The sequence below is a fragment of the Symbiobacterium turbinis genome (assembly GCF_055383075.1).
In genome coordinates, this window is record NZ_AP042433.1 from 1,602,984 (window position 1) to 1,622,608 (window position 19,625).

A 19,625-nucleotide genomic window follows, 5' to 3' on the forward strand; every position below is an offset into this window, starting at 1 on the left:
TTCGGACCTCCTTCGCGTCGTGCTGCACGGTCCCTACGCCCGCTCCAGGCGCAGACGGCTGCCGCGACCGCCGGGCTCCGCCGGCTCCACGATCACCCGGCGGTGGAGCCGGTTGCGCAGCTCGGCCACGTGGCTGATCACCCCGACGTTCAGCCGGTCGAAGTGCAGCCGCTCCAGGGTCGAGATGACCACGTCCAACAGCTCCGGGTCGAGGGTGCCGAAGCCCTCGTCCAGGAAGAAGAACTCCAGGGGATAGTGCCCGTGCAGCTGAATCTGGGCCGAGAGCGCCAGGGCAAGCGACAGCGAGGCCAGGAAGGTCTCGCCGCCGGACAGCGTGCTGACCGAGCGGAGGGCGCCGCCGTTGGTCTCGTCCCGGACGAGGAAGCTGCCGTCGGGCGCCGTCTCCAGGGCGTAGCGGTCCCGGGTGAGTTTCCGCAGACGCCGGGAGGCATCCAGCGCCACCCGCTCCATCTTCTCCTGGGCCATGAAGTTCACGAAGGCGTTGCCCTTCAGGACCTTGCGCAGCTCTTCCAGATGGCCGAGCTGCGTGGTGAGGTCGAGCCGCTGCTCCTCCAGCTCCTGCCACCGCTGCTGCTTGGCGAGCAGGTCGTCGCGGATCTGCATCGCCCGCGCCCGCTCCTCCCGCTGCCGGGCGGCGATCTGGCGGGCCTGCTCCAACCGCTCCAACCAGCCCTGCCAGGCCTCGGGGCTGAGGCTCCGCCCGGCCAGCTGCTGCTGCAGGGCCGCCTGCCGCCCCTTCAGCCGCTCCCCCTCCTGCTCGTAGCGCCGAATCAGCCCGTCGAGCGCCGCCTGCCGCTCTGCAGGGCGGAGCGCCCCTCGGGCCTCCTCCGCGGAAGCGAACCCGGCTGCCGCCAGGGCCTCCGCCAGCGCTGCGTCGGTCTCCACGGCCCGCCGGCGGGCCATCTCCAGCTCCCTGCGGGCCGCGGCCCGTGCCGCCTCGGCCTGGCTGCGGGCCCGCTCCGCCCGCTCCCGTGCGGCCGCCGCCTGCTCCTCATCCTGCTCCAGCCTGGCCAGGGCCGCCTCGACGGCAACCAGCTGGGGCGCTGCCGGCCGGCCGCCGGACAGACGCTGCCATTCCGCCGCGGACGCTTCGTACTGCTGAAGCGCCTGGGCGTACAGGACCTCGATCCGGTGCAGCTGCTCGGCAAGCTCGGTCGCTTCCTGGCGGAACTGCCCCACCATGTTCTCCACATCGTGGTACTCGGTGCGGATCTCGATCAGCCTCCGCCGCCGGACCGCCAGCCGCTCGTCTGCCTCCCGGATGCTCTGCACGGCGGCCTCCACGCCCGCGGCATCCAGATCGCCCCGCGCCGCGTCGAAGTCGCGGGTGCACCTGTCAACGGCCGACCGCAACGCGTCCGCTTCGGACCGGACATCAACCAGGGCCTGCTCCGCATGGCTGACCGCGGCCTGCCGCTCCCGGGCATCGCTGGCCGCAGCGTAGAGCGCATCCCTGCATTCCTGCCGCTGCTGCCGCAGGCTGTCCACCTGACGCCGCCACTCGGCAAAGCGCCGGGCGCGCGCATCGTGGTCGGCTGCGTCCCGGGCGAGGGCATCCTCCAGTTCCGCCACAGGCAGGGCGCGCCAGGCCGCGGGCAGCCGCTCCCGGGCGCCCTCCAGAACCTGCCGGACCTCCGCCAGAGCCTGTTCGGCGTCGGCGCGCCGGCGGGCTGCTGCAGCCGCCTCCTCCTCGGTCGCGAGCCGCCGCTCCGAAGCCCGGCCCAACGCCGATTCGGCTGCCCGCAGGCGCGCGGCCGCCTGCTCCAGCTCCGTCTCCTCAGCCTCCAGGTCGGTGGCAGCCTCCACGCCAACAGGATGGGGGTGCTCCCGCGATCCGCAGACCGGACAGGGCTGGCCCGGTTCCAGCGCCCTGGCCAGCGCCGCCGCGTGCGCCCGCTGCCGGGCCGCGGCGACGGCGGCCCTCGCCGATTCCCACGCCTGCTGCGCGGCCGCCAGCGCTTCCCGCTGCCGCTCCTCATCGGCGACGGCCTGGCGGAGACGGGCCGTCGCCTCCTCGCACTCCCGTGTGCGGGCATCCAGCTCGGCCTGCCGCTGGGCGCACTGCGCCGCCAGCTCCATCAGGGTGCGGATCTGCTCCCCGGCCCGGCCCAGCCACGCCCCGTGAGCCTGCAGATCGGCCTCGTCCGCCGGCGGTTCGGCCTCCAGCCGTGCGAGCTCGGTCTCCACCTGCTGCAGCCGCTGCTCGGCCTCGGCGCGCATCGCTTCAGCCCGCTCGGCCTCCCGCTGGGCCCGGGCCAGCTCCTCCATCCGCTGCCTGAACCGTTGTTCAGCCTGCTCCAGGGACCGCTCGGCCTCCCTCAGCCTGTCCAGCATGCGGTGCGCATCGGTGACCCGGTTCCGCAACTCGGGCGGAACCTCCAGCTGGGCAACCCGTTCCTCCAACTCGGCGATCTGTGTGCGCATCGTCCCCAGGCGCGCCTCGCCCTGTTTGATCTCGTGGTCGATCCTGTCGTACCTGGCCCGCATCTCGGCCACCTGAGCTTTCCCGTCAGCCAACTTGCGGCGCGTCGGCTCCAGGCCGCCCTCCAGTTCGACCGCCCGCTGCAGGTCCGCCTGCCTGCGGGTGAGGGCCGGAGCCTCCTCCAGGCGGCGCTGGCGGGCCGCCGCGTACGCCCGGGCCGCGCGGGCGACCTCCGCCTGCGCATCCTGCAGCCGCTGCTCGGCCAGCGCGGCGCCCTGCTCAGCCTGATGGGCCGCGGCCGCGGCCTGATCGCGGGCATCCAGGTGCGGCCGCACCGCATCGGCCCGCCGGGCGGCGTCCAGCTCCGCCCGGGCGGCATCCGCGTCCGGCGCCTGCGCCTCCCACCGGGCCAGCTCCTGCGCCACCTGGGCCAGCTCCTGCTGCTGCTGCCAGACCCGCTCCCACACCTTCACCTGGGCTTCGGTGTCGGCCAGATGCCGCTCGGCTTCCTCCAGGGCCTCCGCGACCTGGCGCAGGGCCTCCTCGGCCTCGGCCACGGCCTCAGCCGAGGCGTCGCCCAGCCCTTTCTGCTCGCCGTTCACCGCCTCCAGCTGGCGCTCCACGGCTTCCACCCGCCGCTTCAGCCGCTGGTTCAGCACATCGCCGTACTGGGTGAGGGCGAAGATGCGCTGCAGCATCTCGGTGCGCCGGGCCCCGGTCAGCTTCAGGAACTCGGCAAACTGCCCCTGCGGCAGGACCACGGCGCGGGTGAAGTCGTCCAGCTGGAGCCCCAGAAGGTCCGTGACCTGCTGGGTGACGTCCCGCTCCCGGTCGGCCATAACCTCATCGCCTTCGGGGCGCACCCGCACCAGCCGGGCGTGCTCGCTGCGGATCGACGGCGTGTCCTTCTCCCGCCGGTAGCTGCGCTCCACCCGGTATTCCGTACCGCCCAGGGCGAAGGTGAACTTCACCCAGAGCCGGTTCTCGTTCTGGTTCATGATGCCCATGGTGCCCCGGGTCCGCTCGACGCGGCCGTACAGGGCCAGGGTGATCGCGTCGAGGATGGTGGACTTGCCCGCCCCCGTCGGCCCGAAGATGCCGAAGAGGCCGGCGCCCATCAGCTCGCCGAAGTCGATCTCCTGTGGTTCCCGGTAGCTCTGCAGCCCGGCAAACTCCAGCCGGATGGGCCTCATGCCTCCACCTCCTCGTCCTGGTCGTTCACCAGCTCGAGGAAGAGCCGGACGAGTTCAGGCGCGGGCGGACCGCCCCGCACCTGCGTGTAGAAGCGGGCGAACTGCTCGTCCACCCCGAGCCGCTCGGTCTCCCGGGCTGCGGCCACCTCGGCCTCCGCCGGGAGGACCGCCCGGATGTGCACGAACTCCGGCCGCATCGTCCGCAGGCGGTGGACCTGCTCGAGGGTGAGGGGGTGCTCCACGTGGACGTCCAGGGATATCCACGCCGCGGGGTCCCTCCCCTCCTCCACCCAGCGCTCCACCTGGGCCAGGCCCTCCTCGGCGATCCAGCGCACCAGCGGCCGGCCGGCGGAGATGGGCACCTGCCGCACCGCCGGCGCGGGATCGCCCGGCGTCACCTCCACGATGGTCACGCCCTTCACGTACCCCGTCTCGTGGAAGGAGAAGGAGAGCGGCGACCCCGAGTAGCGCGTGACGGCCGGGGCGCCGTGAATCTCCTGCGGCCGGTGCAGGTGGCCCAGGGCCACGTACTGCGTCCCGCCGGGCACCGCGCTGGGGTAGACCGTGTAGGCTCCGCCCATCTGGATGGGCCGCTCAACCGTGTCGGACTCCTCGCCGCCGGCCATGTAGAGGTGGCTGGCGACCAGGCGCACGGCGTCCGGCCGGAACCGCTGCGAGGCAGCGGCCAGCCAGCTCTTCACCTGGTCGGAGTAGGAGCGCTGAAGCTCCTCCTCACCCAGGGTGTCCGCGATCAGCTGCTTCAGCCGGGACTCCGAGGGGTAGGATAGCGCCAGGATCACCGCCGGGTGGTCCACCCCCGGCACGGTGAGCTCCGCCCAGCCGGGACCCGCCGCCACCCGCTGCACCCGGTCGGGCCCGGGGGTATGGATGCCCGGGTTGTCGTAAGGATAGCCGAACAGCGTGGCGCCGTGCCGCTGGGCGAGGGGCTGGACCGCCGTGAGCCGGTCGGGCGAGTCGTGGTTGCCGGCGATCACCACCACGGCCCGCCGCCCGTTCTCGCCCAGCCGGGCGAGCGCGTCGAAATAGAGCTCCTCGGCGGCCGCCGAGGGGTTTCCGGAGTCGAAGACATCCCCGGCGATGAGCACCAGGTCGATGGCCTCATCCCGCACCAGGGTACAGAGCTCGTCCACAAACTTCTCGTGTTCTTCCTGCCGACTGCGGCCCTCCAGGGTGCGGCCCAGGTGCCAGTCGGCGGTGTGGAGGATTCGCACCGATCCATCCTCCTTCTGACCAGCCTGATGGAGCTGGAATATGTGTTCGCTTCGGAACGCGCGTTCTCCTCTCACCCGCGCGGGTGAATGGCGGGGTGATCAATGGAAACCGGCCAGCGTGCGCCGGCCGAAATGGTGGGTCTCGCAGTTCCTGTTCGCTTGACTTCCCTGGGCGGGGTGGCGAATCCTGCTCGCCGGTGTCATCCCCCCACCGCGATGCCCCGCTGGTGCGCCGCCGCGACCAGCCGGTCCAGCAGCTCGGCGGTGGCCCGCACGTCATCCAGCGCCCGGTGGTGCCTGTCCACCGGGATCCCCCAGTAATCCAGCAGCGCCGCCAGCCTGTGGCTGGGCAGTCCGGGAAAGAGCCTGCGGCTGAGCTGCATGGTGCAGAGGAGGGGTCCGCCGAAAGGCGCCATCCCCGCCCGGGCCAGCTCCTGGTTGAGGAAGCGCAGGTCGAACGAGGCGTTGTGGGCGACGAGGAGCGGGTCGTCGTGGAGGATCTCGGCCATCAGCCGCCTGATGGCCAGAGTGGTGGGCGGGGCGCCGCACAGGTCGGCGTCGGTCAGCCCGGTGAGACCCCGGATGAACGGCGGCAGCGGGCAGCCGGGATCGCACAGGGAGTGGAACTCGATGGTTCGGCCACGCTCGAAGCGGACGGCCGCAATCTCGATCACGCGGTCGGATGCAGCGAGACCGGTGGTCTCGAAGTCCAGCACGACGTATGGACGGTGCAGCAAGGGGCAGCCTCCTCCCGGATCTCGCAGTCCCGTTTCGGTTGACTTCCCTGGAAGTGGCAGCGATTCCTGCCGGAAACGGGGAGACCCGCATCCCCCGTCTATCTCACAGAGAGGAGGAGGGACCATGCGCAAGACGCTTGCAACAGGGCTGCTGGGGCTGGTCCTGCTCACCGGCTGCGGCGGCGCGGCAGGAGGCGACGTCCCCATCCCCGCGCCTGCGCCTGCAGAGGCGCCTGAGGCGGGCGGGCCGGGCCCGGACGTGATCCCCGCCCTGCCGGAGCCGTCGAACGAGCTGCACAGCGCTGCTCCGGCGGATGCCCCGGCACCGCACCCTGATCAGACTGTCGCGTCGCACCCAGACGGCTCGACCACGCCGGCCGAACCTGTTGCCGGTCCCGCAGGGGATAGCCCTTCGGGCGCGGCGGAGCCGGGTAGCCCGGGTGAGGAAGCGCCCGCCACGCCGCCTTCCAAGCCCGTACCGGCGCCTGTGGTGCCGGTGCCGGCGGTGCCGGAGCCCGTCCTGCCGGAGGATCCCCCTCTGCCCGTGAAGCCCCCGACGCCCGTCGCACCGCCCCGGCCCATCCGGCCACCGCTGGAGAGGCTGCCGGGCCCGGAATTGCCTGAACCGGGGCCGCCGGAGAACGGCGTCCGACCCGGCGACCCCCTCCCGGACGAGCTGCGGGGCTTTGCCGAGGATGATGTTCTGTCTCTGGAAGTGGTCGCCGTCAGGGAAGAGGCCGACACGTATCGCGTGAGGGCCACGCTTACCAATAAGAGCGGCGCCGGCGTCGAGTTGCTCTTCGACTGCGGATCACTCGTGCACGTGCGGTTCCCCGGCGAGAGACCGGACCCCGGGCGGATCTGCCCGGCCGTGCACTCCATGCTCTTCCCGGCCGGGAAGACGATTGAGCGGGAGTTCGTCTTCGATGCGCAGGAGCGGGGTTTCCCGCAGTTCGCCGCCGTCTACGCGGCACACGTCAACGGATCCGGCCGCCTCGAACTGCGGGTGGTGCTGGAGCCGGTTGGAGAGGAATAGCGGCCGCAGAAAGGGCCCCGGATCCGCCAACGGCATCCAGGGCCCCGCACTGTGTCACCCAAGAGAGCCCGGGCTTCTGCCGCCCGGGCTCTCTCCATGTTCCTCCCCCTACTGCGTCGTCCGGTTGTAGTCCTCGATCCCCTTCGTAATCTCCTCGGCCGCCGACGTCAGCGCCTCCGCGGCGGTAGCCTGGCCGAGGATCACCGACTCCATCGCCGCCTCCACGATCTGGCGGGCCTGCGGGAACGTGCCGATGACCGCGCCCTGCGTCACGGTGCTCAGCTTGGAGGCCCGCAGCTGCTCGATCGCGGTGGTGAACTGCGGCCGCTGGGCGTGCCATTCCTGCAGGGCCGGCTGGTCGTAGGCCGCCAGGCGGATCGGGAAGTAGCCGGTGGCCATGGACCACTCCGCCTGCACCTCAGGGGTCGTCAGCCACTTGACGAACTCCCAGGCGGCCCACTGCTCCTTCAGCGGCTTGGTGTTGGTGATCCACACCGAGGCGCCGCCGATGATGACCCCGCCGTCCACCCCCTCGGGCCGCGGCAGGAAGGCGGTGCCGACCTCGAACTTGTCCCCCACGCCGTTCAGGATCGGCGCCAGGGCCGCCGTGGAGTCCAGGGTCATGGCGATGCGGCCGGCGGCGAAAGCGGCCTGGGTCTCGGCGGTCCTGCGGCCCAGGTTCTCCGCGGAGCCCTCGTCCACCATCTCCTTCAGCCAGTTCACGAAGCGCTCGCCCTCCGGCGAGTTGATGATCGCCTTTGTGGCCCGTGCGCTGCGGCCGTTGTCGTTGTCCACGTAGTGGGCCCCCTGCACGGCCAGGAACTGCTCGAAGAACCAGCCGTAAAGGGCGATGCCGGCGCCGTAGCGGGTCTGGCCGCCCTGGGTGACCGTCAGCCGGCGGGCGTACTCCTGGAACTCCTCGAAGGTGCGGGGCGGCCGCTCGGGATCCAGCCCCACCTCACGGAAGGCGTCCTTGTTGTAGTAGACGATGGGCGTAGAGGTGTTGAACGGCATGGAGTACAGGCGCCCGTCGAAGGTGTAGTAGCCCAGGATGTTCGGCTCGAAGTCGTCGGTGGAGAAGCCGTCGGCGTCGATGAAGTTCTGCATGGGCGTGATCATACCGGAGTCGATCATGAACCGGCTGCCGATCTCATAGACCTGCATGATCGTCGGCCCCTCGGGCCCGGCAGCCTTCAGCTTCTGCAGCGCGTCGTCGTAGGTGCCCTGGTAGGCGGCCTCCACCACCACTTTATCCTGCGAGCTGTTGAACCGGTCCACGAGCCGCTGCACCGCCTCGCCGGCGGCCCCGCCCATCGCGTGCCAGAAGGTCACCTTCACCCGCTCGCCGGGCTGAATCTCCACCTTCTGAAACTCGCCGCCCGACTGGGAACCGCCCCCGCGGGCGCATCCGGCCAGCAGGGTCACGATCAGGACCAGGGCCCGCAGCATCCATACCGGTCGTCTCCGCGCACGCACGTAGAGAATCCTCCTCTGTTTTCGTTGTCCTCCTATCCACAAGCCGCTACCCCTTCACGCTGCCGGCCATCAGCCCCCGCACCAGGTAGCGCTGCCCCAGCACCAGGATCAGCAGGGCCGGCGCCATGCAGAGAACCACTCCGGCCATGATGCGGTGGTACTGCATGCCCTCCTCGTTCATAAGGAAGCGCACGCCGATCTGCACCGTCCGCATCAGCCGCGAGTCGGTGACCAGGAGCGGCCACAGGTACTGGTTCCAGGTGCTGAGGAACGTGTAGACGCCCAGGGTGAGGAGACCGGGCCGGGCCAGGGGCAGGGCGATGGACCAGAAGAAGCGGAACCTCCCGCAGCCGTCGATGCGGGCGGCGTCCTCCAGCTCCCGGGGGATCTGCAGCAAGAACTGCCGGAGCAGGAACGTGCCGAAGGCCGTAGCCAGGAAGGGGAGGATCATCCCCGAGTAGGAGTTCAGCAGCCTGAGCGAGCGGATCGTCAGGTAGTTCGGGATGAGCGTGACCTCCCAGGGCACCATCATGGTGGACATGAAGAGCGCAAAGAGGGCCGCCTTTCCCCGGAAGTTCATGAAGGCGAAGGCATAGCCCGACAGGCTGGCGGTGGCCACCTGGCCGAGGGTGACGGCGCCGGAGATGATCAGGGAATTGAGCAGATACCGCCCCACGGGCACCGACCGGGCGACCTCGGCGTAGTTGGACCACTGCGGCGCGCTGGGGAGGAAGCGGGGCGGGAAGGTGTTGACCTCAGCCGGCGGCATGAGGCTGATGGAAACCGCGTAGAGGATGGGGAACACCATGACGAGCCCCGCCATGCAGAGGGCCGCGTACAGAAGCAGCCGGGTGAATCGGGAGGAAGCGCTCACTGGTAGTGCACCCGCCTCTCGCCGAGCCTGAACTGGATGTAGGTGAGGATGACCATCACGATGAACAGCAGGATCGCTTGGGCGCTGGCCGAGCCGAACTCGTACTGCCGGAAGGCCACCTGGTAGATGCGGTAGACAACCGTATTGGTGGCGTCAGACGGGCCGCCGGCCGTCATGATGTCGATCTCGGCGAAGACCTGGAAGGCGTGGATGACCCCCACCACCGCCGCAAAGAAGAGCGTCGGCGAGATCATCGGCACGGTGATGTGGCGGGTCTTGGCCCAGAAGCCCGCGCCGTCCACCATCGCCGCCTCGTGCAGCTCCTCCGGCACGTTCTGCAGGGCGCTCAGCATGAGGACGAAGTTGAAGCCCAGCCGCAGCCAGATGCTGACCATGCCCACGGCCGGCAGGGCCCAGCTGGGGTCGGTCAGCCAGCGCACAGGGGACAGCCCCACCAGGCTCAGCAGGTAGTTCACGATGCCGGAGACCGGGTTCAGCATCATCACCCAGATCGTGCTGCCGATGGCCGCCGAGATGGCCAGCGGCGAGGAGAAGACGAGTTGGAAGAACCGGGTGCCCTTCAGGGGCTGGTGGGCGAGCAGGGCCAGGGCGAGGCCCAGCAGCAGCCCGACGGGCACGGTGTAGAGCACGAAGAGGAGCGTGACCCCCATGCTCTTCAGAAACGTGGTCGTAAGGGCGTTGGCGTAGTGCTCGAGGCCCACGAAGACGCGGGGCTCGCCCAGCGGGTTGGTGAGAAACAGGCTGAGGTAGAGCGAGCGCACAATCGGGTAGAAGGTAAAGATGATGAGCAGCGCCAGGCTGGGGGCAATGTAGAGATAGGGCTCCACCCTCTCCGCCCAGCGAGCCCGCCATTTCGGCGAGGACACGCGCGTTCGGGCGGCTGTCGCCCGCGCGGGTTGGCCGGCCAAGGACGTTCCTCCCTTCGCGATGGTGTGGGGTATAATTCCATCCGCGGGCACAGACTCCTGCCTCTTTATCTGAATCTTATCTAAATCCAAATAAAACATTAACCGGCTTAACATTTCGTCAACCTTCTGTTAACGTGGGGGCTTGAAGGAATCCCCCAAAGCAGGGCGAATAGGTGGATTTCAATACGTTAAAGGGGTGAGAGAGACATGCCAGCCTTCCGCCGCATTCTGGTCGCAAACCGGGGCGAGATCGCGATCCGCATCTTCCGCGCCTGCACGGAACTGGGCAAACAGACCGTCGCGATCTACTCGGAACAGGACAGCCTCTCGCTCCACCGCTACAAGGCCGACGAGGCCTACCTCATCGGCGAGGGCTTGGGTCCCGTCGAGGCGTACCTCGACATGGAGGGGATCATCAGGCTGGCACTGGAGCACGAGGTCGACGCCATCCACCCCGGGTACGGCTTCCTGGCCGAGAACGCCGCCTTCGCCCGGCTCTGCCGGGATAACGGCATCGCGTTCATCGGCCCGGATCCGGAGCATCTGGAGATGTTCGGCGACAAGGTGGCCGCGCGGCAGATCGCGCGGGAAGCCGGGCTGCCCCTGCCCCGGGGCACCGATGGGCCCGTCACCTCGGTGAAGGAGGCGCTGGCCTTCGCCCGGGAGGTGGGCTATCCGATCATCATCAAGGCCGTCCTGGGCGGGGGCGGCCGGGGCATGCGGGTGGTCCGCTCCGACGCCGAGCTGAAGGACGCGCTGGAGCGGGCCCGCTCCGAGGCGCAGGCGGCCTTCGGCTCGGGCGCCATCTATCTGGAGGAGTTCGTGGAGCGGCCCCGCCACATCGAGGTCCAGGTGATGGCCGACCGGTACGGCAACGTGCTGCACCTGTACGAGCGCGACTGCTCCATCCAGCGCCGGCATCAGAAGGTGGTCGAGATCGCGCCGTCGCTGGCCCTCACCGACAGCCAGCGGCAGGAGATCTGCAGCGCCGCCGTCCGCCTCATGGCCCGGGTGGGCTACGTGGGGGCGGGCACCGTCGAGTTCCTGGTGGCGCCCGACGGCCGCTACTACTTCATGGAGGTCAACCCGCGCATCCAGGTGGAGCACACGGTGACCGAGGAGATTACGGGCCTCGACATCGTGCAGGGCCAGATCCGCATCGCTGAGGGCGCCCGGCTGGACGAGGCGCTGGGGGTGGCCTCGCAGGCGCAGGTTCACCGGCACGGCTACGCCATCCAGTGCCGCGTGACCGCCGAGGACCCCGCCAACAACTTCCTGCCCGACACCGGCCGCATCCTGGTCTACCGCTCCGCCGGCGGCCCCGGGGTCCGGCTGGACGGCGACGCCGGCTTCGTGGGCGCCGAGGTCACCCCGCACTACGACTCGCTGCTGGTGAAGCTCACCACGTGGGGGCTGACCTTCGAGGCGGCGGCCTCCAAGATGGTCCGGGTCCTCCAGGAGTTCCGCATCCGGGGGGTGAAGACCAACATCCCCTTCCTGCTGAACGTCGTCCGCCATCCCCGCTTCCTGGCCGGCGACGTCGACACCAGTTTCATCAACGACACGCCGGAGCTCTTCCAGTTCACGCCCCGGCGCGACCGGGGCACCAAGCTGCTCCGCTACATCGGGAATGTGGTCGTCAACGGCGGGCCGGGAGTCCCCCCGGGGCCAAGCCCCCGACCCGGACCCACGTCCCGATCCCCAGGGCGGAGGGGCCCGTTCCCCCCGGCGCCCGCCAGGTGCTGCTGGAGCGCGGCAGCGAGGGGCTGGTAGAGTGGATCCGGTCCCAGAAGCGGCTCCTGGTGACCGACACGACCATGCGCGACGCGCACCAGTCGCTGCTGGCCACCCGGGTGCGGACCCGGGACATGCTGGCCATCGCCCCGGCCACCGCCCGGCTGGGGGCGGGGCTCTTCTCGCTGGAGATGTGGGGCGGCGCGACCTACGACACGGCCCTGCGCTTCCTGAAGGAGGATCCCTGGGAGCGGCTGGAGCTCCTCCGCAAGGCCATTCCCAACATCCCCTTCCAGATGCTGCTGCGGGGTGCCAACGCCGTCGGGTACGCCAACTACCCCGACAACCTGGTGCAGGCCTTCGTGAAGGAGGCCGCCGCAGCGGGCATCGACATCTTCCGCATCTTCGACTCGCTCAACTGGCTGCCCAACATGGTGCCGGCGATCGAGGCCGTGCGCAACGAGGGCAAGGTGGCCGAGGTGGCCCTCTGCTACACCGGCGACATCACCGACCCCGGCCGCACCAAGTACGACCTGAAGTACTACGTGGAGCTGGCCGGCGAGCTGGAGAGGGCCGGAGCGCAGATCATCGGCATCAAGGACATGTCGGGCCTCTTGAAGCCCAGGGCAGCCAGCATGCTGATCGCCGCGCTGAAGCAGGAGGTCGGCGTGCCGCTGCACCTGCATACCCACGACACCGCCGGCACAGGCGTGGCGACGCTGCTGGCCGCGGCGGAGGCCGGGGTGGACATTGTGGACGCCGCCATCTCCTCCCTCTCCGGGCTGACCTCGCAGCCGTCGCTGAACACGCTGGTGGCCGCCCTGCAGGGGGGCGAGCGGGACACGGGGCTCGACCTGGCCGCCCTGCAGCAGCTGGCGGACTACTGGCAGGAGGTCCGCCGCTGGTACGCCCCCTGGGAGTCGGGGCTCAGCGCCACCTCCGCGGAGACGTACCTGCACGAGATGCCCGGCGGGCAGATCTCCAACCTGCGGCAGCAGGCGGTCTCGCTCGGCCTTGGCGGCCGCTGGCACGAGGTGGTCGAGGCTTACCGGACCGCCAACCTGGCCCTGGGCGACATCGTCAAGGTCACGCCGTCGTCCAAGGCAGTCGGGGACCTGGCGCTCTTCATGGTGCAGAACGGCATCCGCACCCCCGAGGAGCTGCTCGAACGGGGCGAGACACTGGCCTTCCCCGAGTCAGTCGTGCAGATGCTGTCCGGCTACATGGGGCAGCCCCCCGGCGGCTGGCCGGAGGAGCTCCAGCGGGTGGTGCTGAAGGGCCGGGAGGCCATCACCGTGCGGCCCGGCGAGCTGCTGCCGCCCATCGACTTTGAGGCGAAGCGGGCGGAGCTCTCGGAGAGGCTCGGCCGGCCCGCCACGCAGCGGGAGGTCCTGTCGGAGATCCTCTTCCCGGGGCTCGTGGAGGAGTTCGCCCGGCACCGTGCTGAGTACGAGAACACGTCCGTGGTCGACACCCCCACCTTCTTCTACGGCCTGCGCCCGGGCGAGCAGACGGCGGTGGAGATCGAACAGGGCAAGACGCTCATCATCAAGCTCATCGACGTGCGGGATCCGAAGCCCAACGGCATGCGGGAGGTCCTGTTCGAGCTGAACGGCTCGCCCCGGGAGGTCGAGGTGCCCGACCACCGGATGGCCGACGCCGTCGTCCGGCGGCCCAAGGCGGCCAAGGGCGATCCGTGCCAGCTCGGGGCCTCGATGCCGGGCAAGGTCATCAAGGTGCTGGTGGCCCCGGGCGACGAGGTCGCCAAGGGCGTGCAGCTGGTGGTGACCGAGGCAATGAAGATGGAGAACGTGCTGACGGCGCCGCGGGACTGCACGGTCAAGGACGTGCTGGTGAAGGAGGGCGACCGGGTCGAGGCCGGCGACCTGCTGGTGGTCCTGGAGGGGTGAACTCGATCAGAGGCGGTCGCGTCAGAATGTTGCGCCTCGTCGTTCGATTGTAGTACCATGGCGGAAGACGGGTGAAAGGTGGCCGGCTCGTCTCGGCCGTCTCCTGGCCGATGACCCGACTGAGCCCTCGCTGCTCTGGAAACTGGCAGGTTACGCCGTGCTGGGGTTTTTCACCTTCAGCTTCAACGAGTTTCAGTTTCCGGTCGGGTACGGCATCGCGCTCCTCCTCCGCCTGCGGGCCGAGGTCAACCAGAGGGCACGGCTTGCGTCTGCGACGACGACGTTCGTGCTGTGGCTGCTGGGGATCCTGTTCGGATAAACGGCAACGGCCGGGGGCCACGTCTATCGTGGCCCCCGGCCGCGTCTGCACACAGGCATCTCCATCGGCAGGCCGGCCGCCCCCGCCATCAGCTCGGCTGCAGGTCGGGTCGGCGTCTCATTCACGACCGCCCAGCAACCGCGCCTCCAGATCATCCACAAACTGCCGGGCGGTCCGGCCCGAGAGCCCGTTCTGCCACAGCGCCCACCGCCGGGCAGCTTCCCGCAACTCCTCCCGCCCGATGGGCAGGTTGCGCCGGGCGGCCAGGTGCTCCACGATCCGCAGGTACTCCTCCTGATCCGGCCGCAGGAACAGGATCGTCCGCCCGAACCGGTCCGCCAGCGAGAGCCGCTCCTCCAGGGCGTCCTGGCCGTGCACCTCGGCATCCTCAGGGCTGTTCCGGTCCGACCAGCGCTCGGGCACCATGTGCCGGCGGTTCGACGTCACGTACAGCACCAGGTTCGGCGGGGTCCGCTCCAACGCCCCCTCCAGCAGCGACTTGAACGCCCGGTAGTCGGCGTCGTCCGCCTCGAAGCTGAGGTCGTCGAGGAAAAGCACGAACCGCTGCGGATACCGGCGCACGGTGCGGTACAGGCCGCCCAGGGTGCCGAGCCGGTCCCGGCCCACCTCCACCAGGCGGAGCCCGGCCTCCCCGTACCGCAGTGCCAGCCCGCGCACCAGCGAGGACTTCCCCGTGCCCCGCGGGCCGTACAGCAGCAGGTTCTGGCCGACGCCGCCGCGCAGGAAGGCCTCGGTGTTCTCCAGCACCGCCGCCTTCTGGTCCTCCAGTCCCGCGAGGTCGTCCAGGTCCAGCAAGTCGGGCTCCTCCACGGGCTCCAGCCCGGCGCCGTCCCACGTCAGGAACCAGGTGCGGGCCACGGCGCCGAAGCCCTGGGCGCGGTGGAAGGCCGCCAGTTCGTCCACCAGGGCGGCCCAATCGTCGGAACCGGCCAGCCGGTGCGCCATCGCCCGGAAGGCGTCGGAGACGAACGGCCCCGCCGCGTCCGAATCGGATCGGCCCGCCCAGGTCGGGAGCTGTTCATCGGGCACCCCGCCCCCCAGCAGCGCCAGGCACCGCAGGCGGGAGAGCCGGAAGCACTGCTGCAGGTGCATCAGGTCCCACCCGGCCGCGGCCCGCAACCCAGGACTCACGCTGCCCGCAGAGGCGGCCCGGGTGAAGGCGTTGTCGGCGCTGAGCACGCGGTGGATCACGTAATCCTGCCAGGCGTCTCCGGCAGGACCTGGTACGTCTTCGGCCAGGTACAGCGCGCGCACAAGGTCCAGGTAGGCCCGCCGCGCGGCCCCGCCGCCCTGGGGCAAGGCCTGCAGGAAGGCAGCCATCGCCGCGCCGGGTCCAGCGGTGAACAGATCCTGGTACAGAACGAGCGACTCCGGCTGCGGCCACACGGTGTCAAACATCGAATTTCTCCCCCCTGGTAGGGGGTTATTGGCTGCTGAAAGGTTGATTCCTGTCACGTCAGCCCGATGCCGGCCCGTTCTGCTGCTGCAGGTGGTAGATCTTCTCGTCCAACTCCAGCCACTTGTGGCCCAGGTACTGAAGGCGCTCCTCGATGCGGCGCAGGCGCTGATCGAGGGCGCTCTCGCCCGTGCCGCCGCGACCGCCCATCTCGCTGCCGCCCCGGAAATCGTCCGCACCGCCCTTCCCGCTGCCGCCCCCGGATTCGCCGGAACCACCGCAGCCGGCCTCGCTGCCCGAGCCGCCGGGGGCGTTCACCGCGCCCTCGCCCGCGGAGATTCCATTCCCACCATCGCCGCCCGAGGCCTCACCCCCGGGCTGACCCGGTCCGCCGCCCTCACCGCCGCCCGACTTCCCTCCCCCTTTCAAGGCCGCCCGCAGCGACTCCAGGTCGCCCTGAACGTTCTTGACCTTGTACCGCAGCTCCCTCACCTCGCCAATCAGCCCCTCCAGCCGGTTGAAGCTGGCTTTCAGGAGCTCCTCAGTCCTGTCCATCCAGACACCCCCGCGCCGGTAGTATGCCCTGCGGGCGCAGGAGAGTCGTGCCCACGCCGCCACGGGGCCGCGATCCCCGGCCGCACACCCCGGTCGGCACGGCGGCTGCCCAACCCCGGCGACTAGTGTCGATAAATTCTTGATTTCACATTCTTCGATGTAGAAGGATAAGTCTGTCTGGCGTCGTAACCATCTAGCCAACCCGGTGACGACTGAGTCAGGAATCAGTGCAAGCCGGCAGCATAAGGTCATCATGACGCACCTTTTGACGTGACACATGATTCAGGCGTCAGTCTCACGAGAACGTCGCCACAGGGGAGTGAACGCATGTGCTGCAGTCCCAGAACCGGGCCGCGGCAGCGCCCGACCGTCGGCCCATGGGCATGCGCGAGAGGGGTGAGATGACCCGCGACCGGTTGCTGGAGGCCGCCGAGGAGGTCTTCGCGGAGCAGGGCTTCTTCCGCGCCTCCATCGCCGAGATCACCCGGCGCGCCGGCGTGGCCCAGGGCACCTTCTACCTCTACTTCAAGGCCAAGGAAGAGATCTTCCGCGAGCTGGTGCGCAAGATGAGCCACGACCTGCGCCGGACCCTGCAGGAGGCGACCGCCCCCATCCTCGACCGGCGCGACGCCGAACGGGTAGGCCTCGAGACCTTCCTGGAGTTCGTCCTCCAGCGGCGGAACCTCTACACCGTGATGCGGGAGTGCGAGTTCGTCGATCCGGAACTGCACCGCTGGCACTACCAGCGCCTGGCGGAGGGCTACGTGCGCGGCCTGCGGGTGGCCATGGCGCGGGGGCAGGTGCGGCAAATGGACCCAGAAGCCCTGGCCTACTTCCTCATGGGCGCAGCCCACATGATCGGCATGCGCTGGACCTACTGGGAGAACACCCTGCCGCCGCGCGAGGCCGTGGAGACCATCGTCTCGGTCATGCTGTACGGCATCGACCCCACCGGCCGCGGGCCGGATCCCGTCCCGGGCGCGGGCCCGGAGGAAACGCCGGGGCACGACCACGACAAAGGCGAGAACGCCAGCGCAGACCCGGGCCCGAGCAACAGCCCCGGCCAGGACCCAGCCCCAGACGCAGATCCCACCCCGAATCGCAGCCCAAGCCCAGACCCCGATACCGATCCGAATGCGAGGTGAGCGGTGTGTACGAGATCAGCTACTGGATCGAAGCCCAGGCCTGGATGCGGCCCGACAAGGTCGCCCTGGTGGGCAGCCGCGAGCGCTGGACCTACCGGGAGCTGCACGATCGGGTGGTGCGCCTGAGCCGGGCCTTCCGGAGCCGGCTCGGCCTTCAGCCCGGCGACCGGCTGGCCGTCTACAGCACCAACTGCCTGGAGTACGTCCTGGTGATCCTGGCAGCGTCCCGGGCCGGCGTGATCCTGGTTCCCCTGAACTGGCGGCTCACCCCCGGTGAACTGGAGTTCCAGATCCGGGACAGCGGCGCCCGGCGGATCCTCTGCAGCGCCGAGTACGCCGCCACCGCCCTGGAGCTGACCAGCCGGATCGGCCTCGAGCCGCCGGTGCGCATCACGCCTGCGCCCAACACGGCGCCCGAACCGGATGCGCTGCTGGACCTGGCCGGGCTGCTCGCCGCCGAGCCGGCCGGGGCGGAGCCGCCGGGCGAGCGCGATCCCCAGCCCTGGGACCGGCCCCTCCTCATCGGCTACACCTCCGGCACCACCGGCCGGCCCAAGGGCGCCGTGCTCAGCGGCATCAACATGTTCTTCAACGCCGTCAACGACCTGCTGACCGTCGACCTCAGGTCGGATGACGTCACCATCACCCTGCTGCCCATGTTCCACATCGGCGGGGTCAACCTCTTCACCCTCCCCACCCTCTTCGCCGGCGGCCGGGTCGTGCTGCCGGACCGGTTCGATCCCGACGAGGCCGTGCGCCTGATCGAGGACGAGCGGGTCACCATCGTCTTCGGCGTGCCCACCGTGCACCAGCGGCTGCTGGAGGCCATCGACCGGCTGAAGCCCGACCTCTCCCGCGTCCGCATGTTCTACAGCGGCGGCGCCCCGTGCCCCGTGCCGCTCATCCGGGCCTTCCACGAGCGGGGCTGCAAGTTCGGCCAGGGCTACGGGCTCACGGAGACCTCGCCCACCGTGTTCATGCTGCTCGAAGAGGACTTCGCGCGGAAGGCGGGCAGCATCGGGCGGCCGGCGCCCTTCAACCGGGTGCGCGTCGTCGATCCCGTCACAGGCGAGCGCGTGCCCCCGGGCGGTGTGGGCGAGATCACGGTCCGGGGACCCAACGTCTTCACCGCCTACTGGCAGAACGAGGCGGCGACCCGGCAGGCCATCCGCGACGGCTGGTTCCACACCGGCGACCTGGCCCGCATCGACGAGGAGGGCTTCGTCACCATCGCCGGCCGGCTGAAGGAGATGATCATCTCCGGCGGCGAGAACATCTACCCGGTCGAGGTGGAGCAGGCGATCCAGACCCACCCGGCGGTGGCGGAGGCGGCCGTCTTCGCCGTGCCGCACCCCGAATGGGGCGAGGTGCCCCACGCGGCGGTCATGCTGAGGCCCGGGGCGTCGGTCACCGAGGACGAGCTCAGGGCCCACTGCCTCACGCGGCTGGGCAAGTACAAGATCCCCAAGCGCTTCTTTATCCTGGACGAACTGCCCCGCAACGCGGCGGGCAAGGTGGTCAAGAGCCGGCTCGCCGACCTGACCCAGGGCATGTGACCGATACCCGAGAGGAGGCACGCGCGCATGGACAGACCGACTGCAGCCGGGCCCGAGGGCGCGGCGGTCAGCCTGCTCGGGGTCAGCATCTACATGCCCGAGCAGGTGGAGCCGGCGGAGGCCATCGCGGCACAGGCGGGGCTGCCGCGGGCGGTGGTCGAGACGAAGTTCGGTCTGAAGGGCAAGCGCAAGGCCGGCCCCGACGAGCACGTCTCCGACATGGCCGTGAAGGCGGCGCGACCGCTGCTGGAACTGGTGGACCCCTCCACCATCGATGCGGTCATCTACTTCGGCAGTCCGCACAAGGACTACTACGTCTGGCTGGCGGCGCCCAAGATCCAGTATGAGCTGGGGCTCACGGCGGCCACCGCATTCGAGGTGTCGGCCGTCAGCGCAGGCTGCCCCATCGGGCTGAGCGTCGCCCGGTCGATGCTCGCCGCCGACCCCTCCCTGCGGAACGTCCTGCTGGTGGGGGCGAGCCGGGAGTCCTACCTGATCGAATACAGCAACGTTCGCTCCCGCTTCATGTTCAACTTCGGCGACGGCGCCGCGGCGGCGCTGCTGGGCCGGGGTCCGGGCAAGGGGCAGGTGCTGGCCACCGCCGCCATCTCAGACGGCTCCTTCCACGAGTTCGTGCGGGTGCCGGCGGGCGGCTCCCGGCATCCGGCCAGCCCCGAGACCATCGCCGGACGGATGCACTACCTGGACGTCACCGACCCCGCCGCCATGAAGGAGCGGCTGGACCCGGTCTCGGCGCAGCGCTTCATCCACGTGGCCCGGGCCGCCGCCGAGCGCAGCGGCTGCCGGCCCGACGAGATCCGCTTCATCGGCATGCTGCATACCAAGCGCTCCCTGTTCGACCAGGTAATGGCCGCCCTTGGCATCCCGCCCGAGCGGCAGGTCTACCTGGACGAGTACGGCCACATGTCGGCCATCGACCCCCTGGTCGCCCTCTACGAGGCCGAGCGGCGCAACCTGCTTGCGCCCGGCGACCTGGCGGTGCTCCTGAGCGCCGGTACCGGCTATACCTGGGCGGCCACCGCCATCCGGTGGGGCCCGTAACGATCGC

The 19,625-nt window shown here is 70.0% G+C and carries 13 protein-coding genes and 1 pseudogene; 6 read left to right on the forward strand and 8 right to left on the reverse strand.

The features are described 5' to 3' along the window. Window positions 1–33: 33 nt before the first annotated feature. The 3 genes from ACZ45O_RS07780 to ACZ45O_RS07790 form a co-directional block, all read right to left on the reverse strand. A complete protein-coding gene (locus ACZ45O_RS07780; protein ID WP_464857170.1) occupies window positions 34–3,636 on the reverse strand; it encodes an AAA family ATPase in 3,603 nt (1,200 codons plus the stop codon). Beyond that, window positions 3,633–4,868: a metallophosphoesterase family protein gene (locus tag ACZ45O_RS07785; protein WP_464857172.1), complete on the reverse strand. Its 1,236-nt coding sequence runs from the start codon at window positions 4,866–4,868 to the stop codon at window positions 3,633–3,635. Before ACZ45O_RS07785 ends, ACZ45O_RS07780 begins: the two co-directional genes overlap by 4 nt. A gap of 200 nt (window positions 4,869–5,068) precedes the next feature. Continuing rightward, entirely contained in the window at window positions 5,069–5,605 is a 537-nt protein-coding gene (locus tag ACZ45O_RS07790; protein WP_464857174.1) for a 3'-5' exonuclease, read from the reverse strand. A gap of 124 nt (window positions 5,606–5,729) precedes the next feature. On the opposite strand from ACZ45O_RS07790, the gene ACZ45O_RS07795 reads away from it, so the two are divergent. After that, window positions 5,730–6,641 (forward strand): hypothetical protein, encoded by a 912-nt coding sequence (locus tag ACZ45O_RS07795; protein WP_464857176.1) that lies wholly within the window; start codon window positions 5,730–5,732, stop codon window positions 6,639–6,641. A 108-nt stretch (window positions 6,642–6,749) separates the two neighbouring features. Here the strand turns inward: ACZ45O_RS07795 and ACZ45O_RS07800 are convergent, their stop codons facing one another. Genes ACZ45O_RS07800 through ACZ45O_RS07810 form a run of 3 tightly spaced genes read right to left on the reverse strand, consistent with a single transcriptional unit; the run spans window position 6,750 to window position 9,878 of the window. Next, complete coding sequence (locus ACZ45O_RS07800) at window positions 6,750–8,117, reverse strand: ABC transporter substrate-binding protein (RefSeq protein WP_464857178.1); 1,368 nt, start codon at window positions 8,115–8,117, stop codon at window positions 6,750–6,752. 46 nt (window positions 8,118–8,163) lie between these two features. Continuing rightward, window positions 8,164–8,991 (reverse strand): carbohydrate ABC transporter permease, encoded by an 828-nt coding sequence (locus ACZ45O_RS07805; RefSeq protein ID WP_464857180.1) that lies wholly within the window; start codon window positions 8,989–8,991, stop codon window positions 8,164–8,166. Beyond that, a complete protein-coding gene (locus ACZ45O_RS07810) occupies window positions 8,988–9,878 on the reverse strand; it encodes a carbohydrate ABC transporter permease (protein WP_464857182.1) in 891 nt (296 codons plus the stop codon). Before ACZ45O_RS07810 ends, ACZ45O_RS07805 begins: the two co-directional genes overlap by 4 nt. A 249-nt stretch (window positions 9,879–10,127) precedes the next feature. Here ACZ45O_RS07810 and ACZ45O_RS07815 point away from each other — a divergent pair. Both ACZ45O_RS07815 and ACZ45O_RS07820 read left to right on the forward strand, forming a co-directional pair. Beyond that, window positions 10,128–13,564 (forward strand): annotated as a pseudogene (locus tag ACZ45O_RS07815) (pyruvate carboxylase). A gap of 157 nt (window positions 13,565–13,721) precedes the next feature. Further along, on the forward strand, window positions 13,722–13,883 hold the full coding sequence (locus ACZ45O_RS07820; RefSeq protein WP_464857184.1) for a hypothetical protein: 162 nt from the start codon (window positions 13,722–13,724) through the stop codon (window positions 13,881–13,883). 117 nt (window positions 13,884–14,000) lie between these two features. Here the strand turns inward: ACZ45O_RS07820 and ACZ45O_RS07825 are convergent, their stop codons facing one another. Then, window positions 14,001–15,302, reverse strand: coding sequence for an ATP-binding protein (locus ACZ45O_RS07825; RefSeq protein WP_464857186.1), 1,302 nt, complete (start codon window positions 15,300–15,302; stop codon window positions 14,001–14,003). Between the two features lie 58 nt (window positions 15,303–15,360). Further along, the gene (locus ACZ45O_RS07830) at window positions 15,361–15,855 is read right to left on the reverse strand and encodes a hypothetical protein (RefSeq protein ID WP_464857188.1); all 495 of its coding nucleotides are present in this window, start codon (window positions 15,853–15,855) and stop codon (window positions 15,361–15,363) included. A 329-nt stretch (window positions 15,856–16,184) separates the two neighbouring features. On the opposite strand from ACZ45O_RS07830, the gene ACZ45O_RS07835 reads away from it, so the two are divergent. The 3 genes from ACZ45O_RS07835 to ACZ45O_RS07845 are packed head-to-tail and all read left to right on the forward strand — an operon-like array spanning window position 16,185 to window position 19,618. After that, complete coding sequence (locus tag ACZ45O_RS07835; protein WP_464857190.1) at window positions 16,185–17,000, forward strand: TetR/AcrR family transcriptional regulator; 816 nt, start codon at window positions 16,185–16,187, stop codon at window positions 16,998–17,000. After that, window positions 16,997–18,556 carry an o-succinylbenzoate--CoA ligase gene (locus ACZ45O_RS07840; protein WP_464857192.1) on the forward strand — a complete coding sequence of 520 codons (1,560 nt, stop codon included), beginning with the start codon at window positions 16,997–16,999 and terminating at the stop codon, window positions 18,554–18,556. The genes ACZ45O_RS07835 and ACZ45O_RS07840 overlap by 4 nt, the downstream gene beginning before the upstream one ends. A 27-nt stretch (window positions 18,557–18,583) precedes the next feature. Then, on the forward strand, window positions 18,584–19,618 hold the full coding sequence (locus ACZ45O_RS07845; RefSeq protein ID WP_464857193.1) for a 3-oxoacyl-ACP synthase: 1,035 nt from the start codon (window positions 18,584–18,586) through the stop codon (window positions 19,616–19,618). Window positions 19,619–19,625 lie beyond the last annotated feature (7 nt).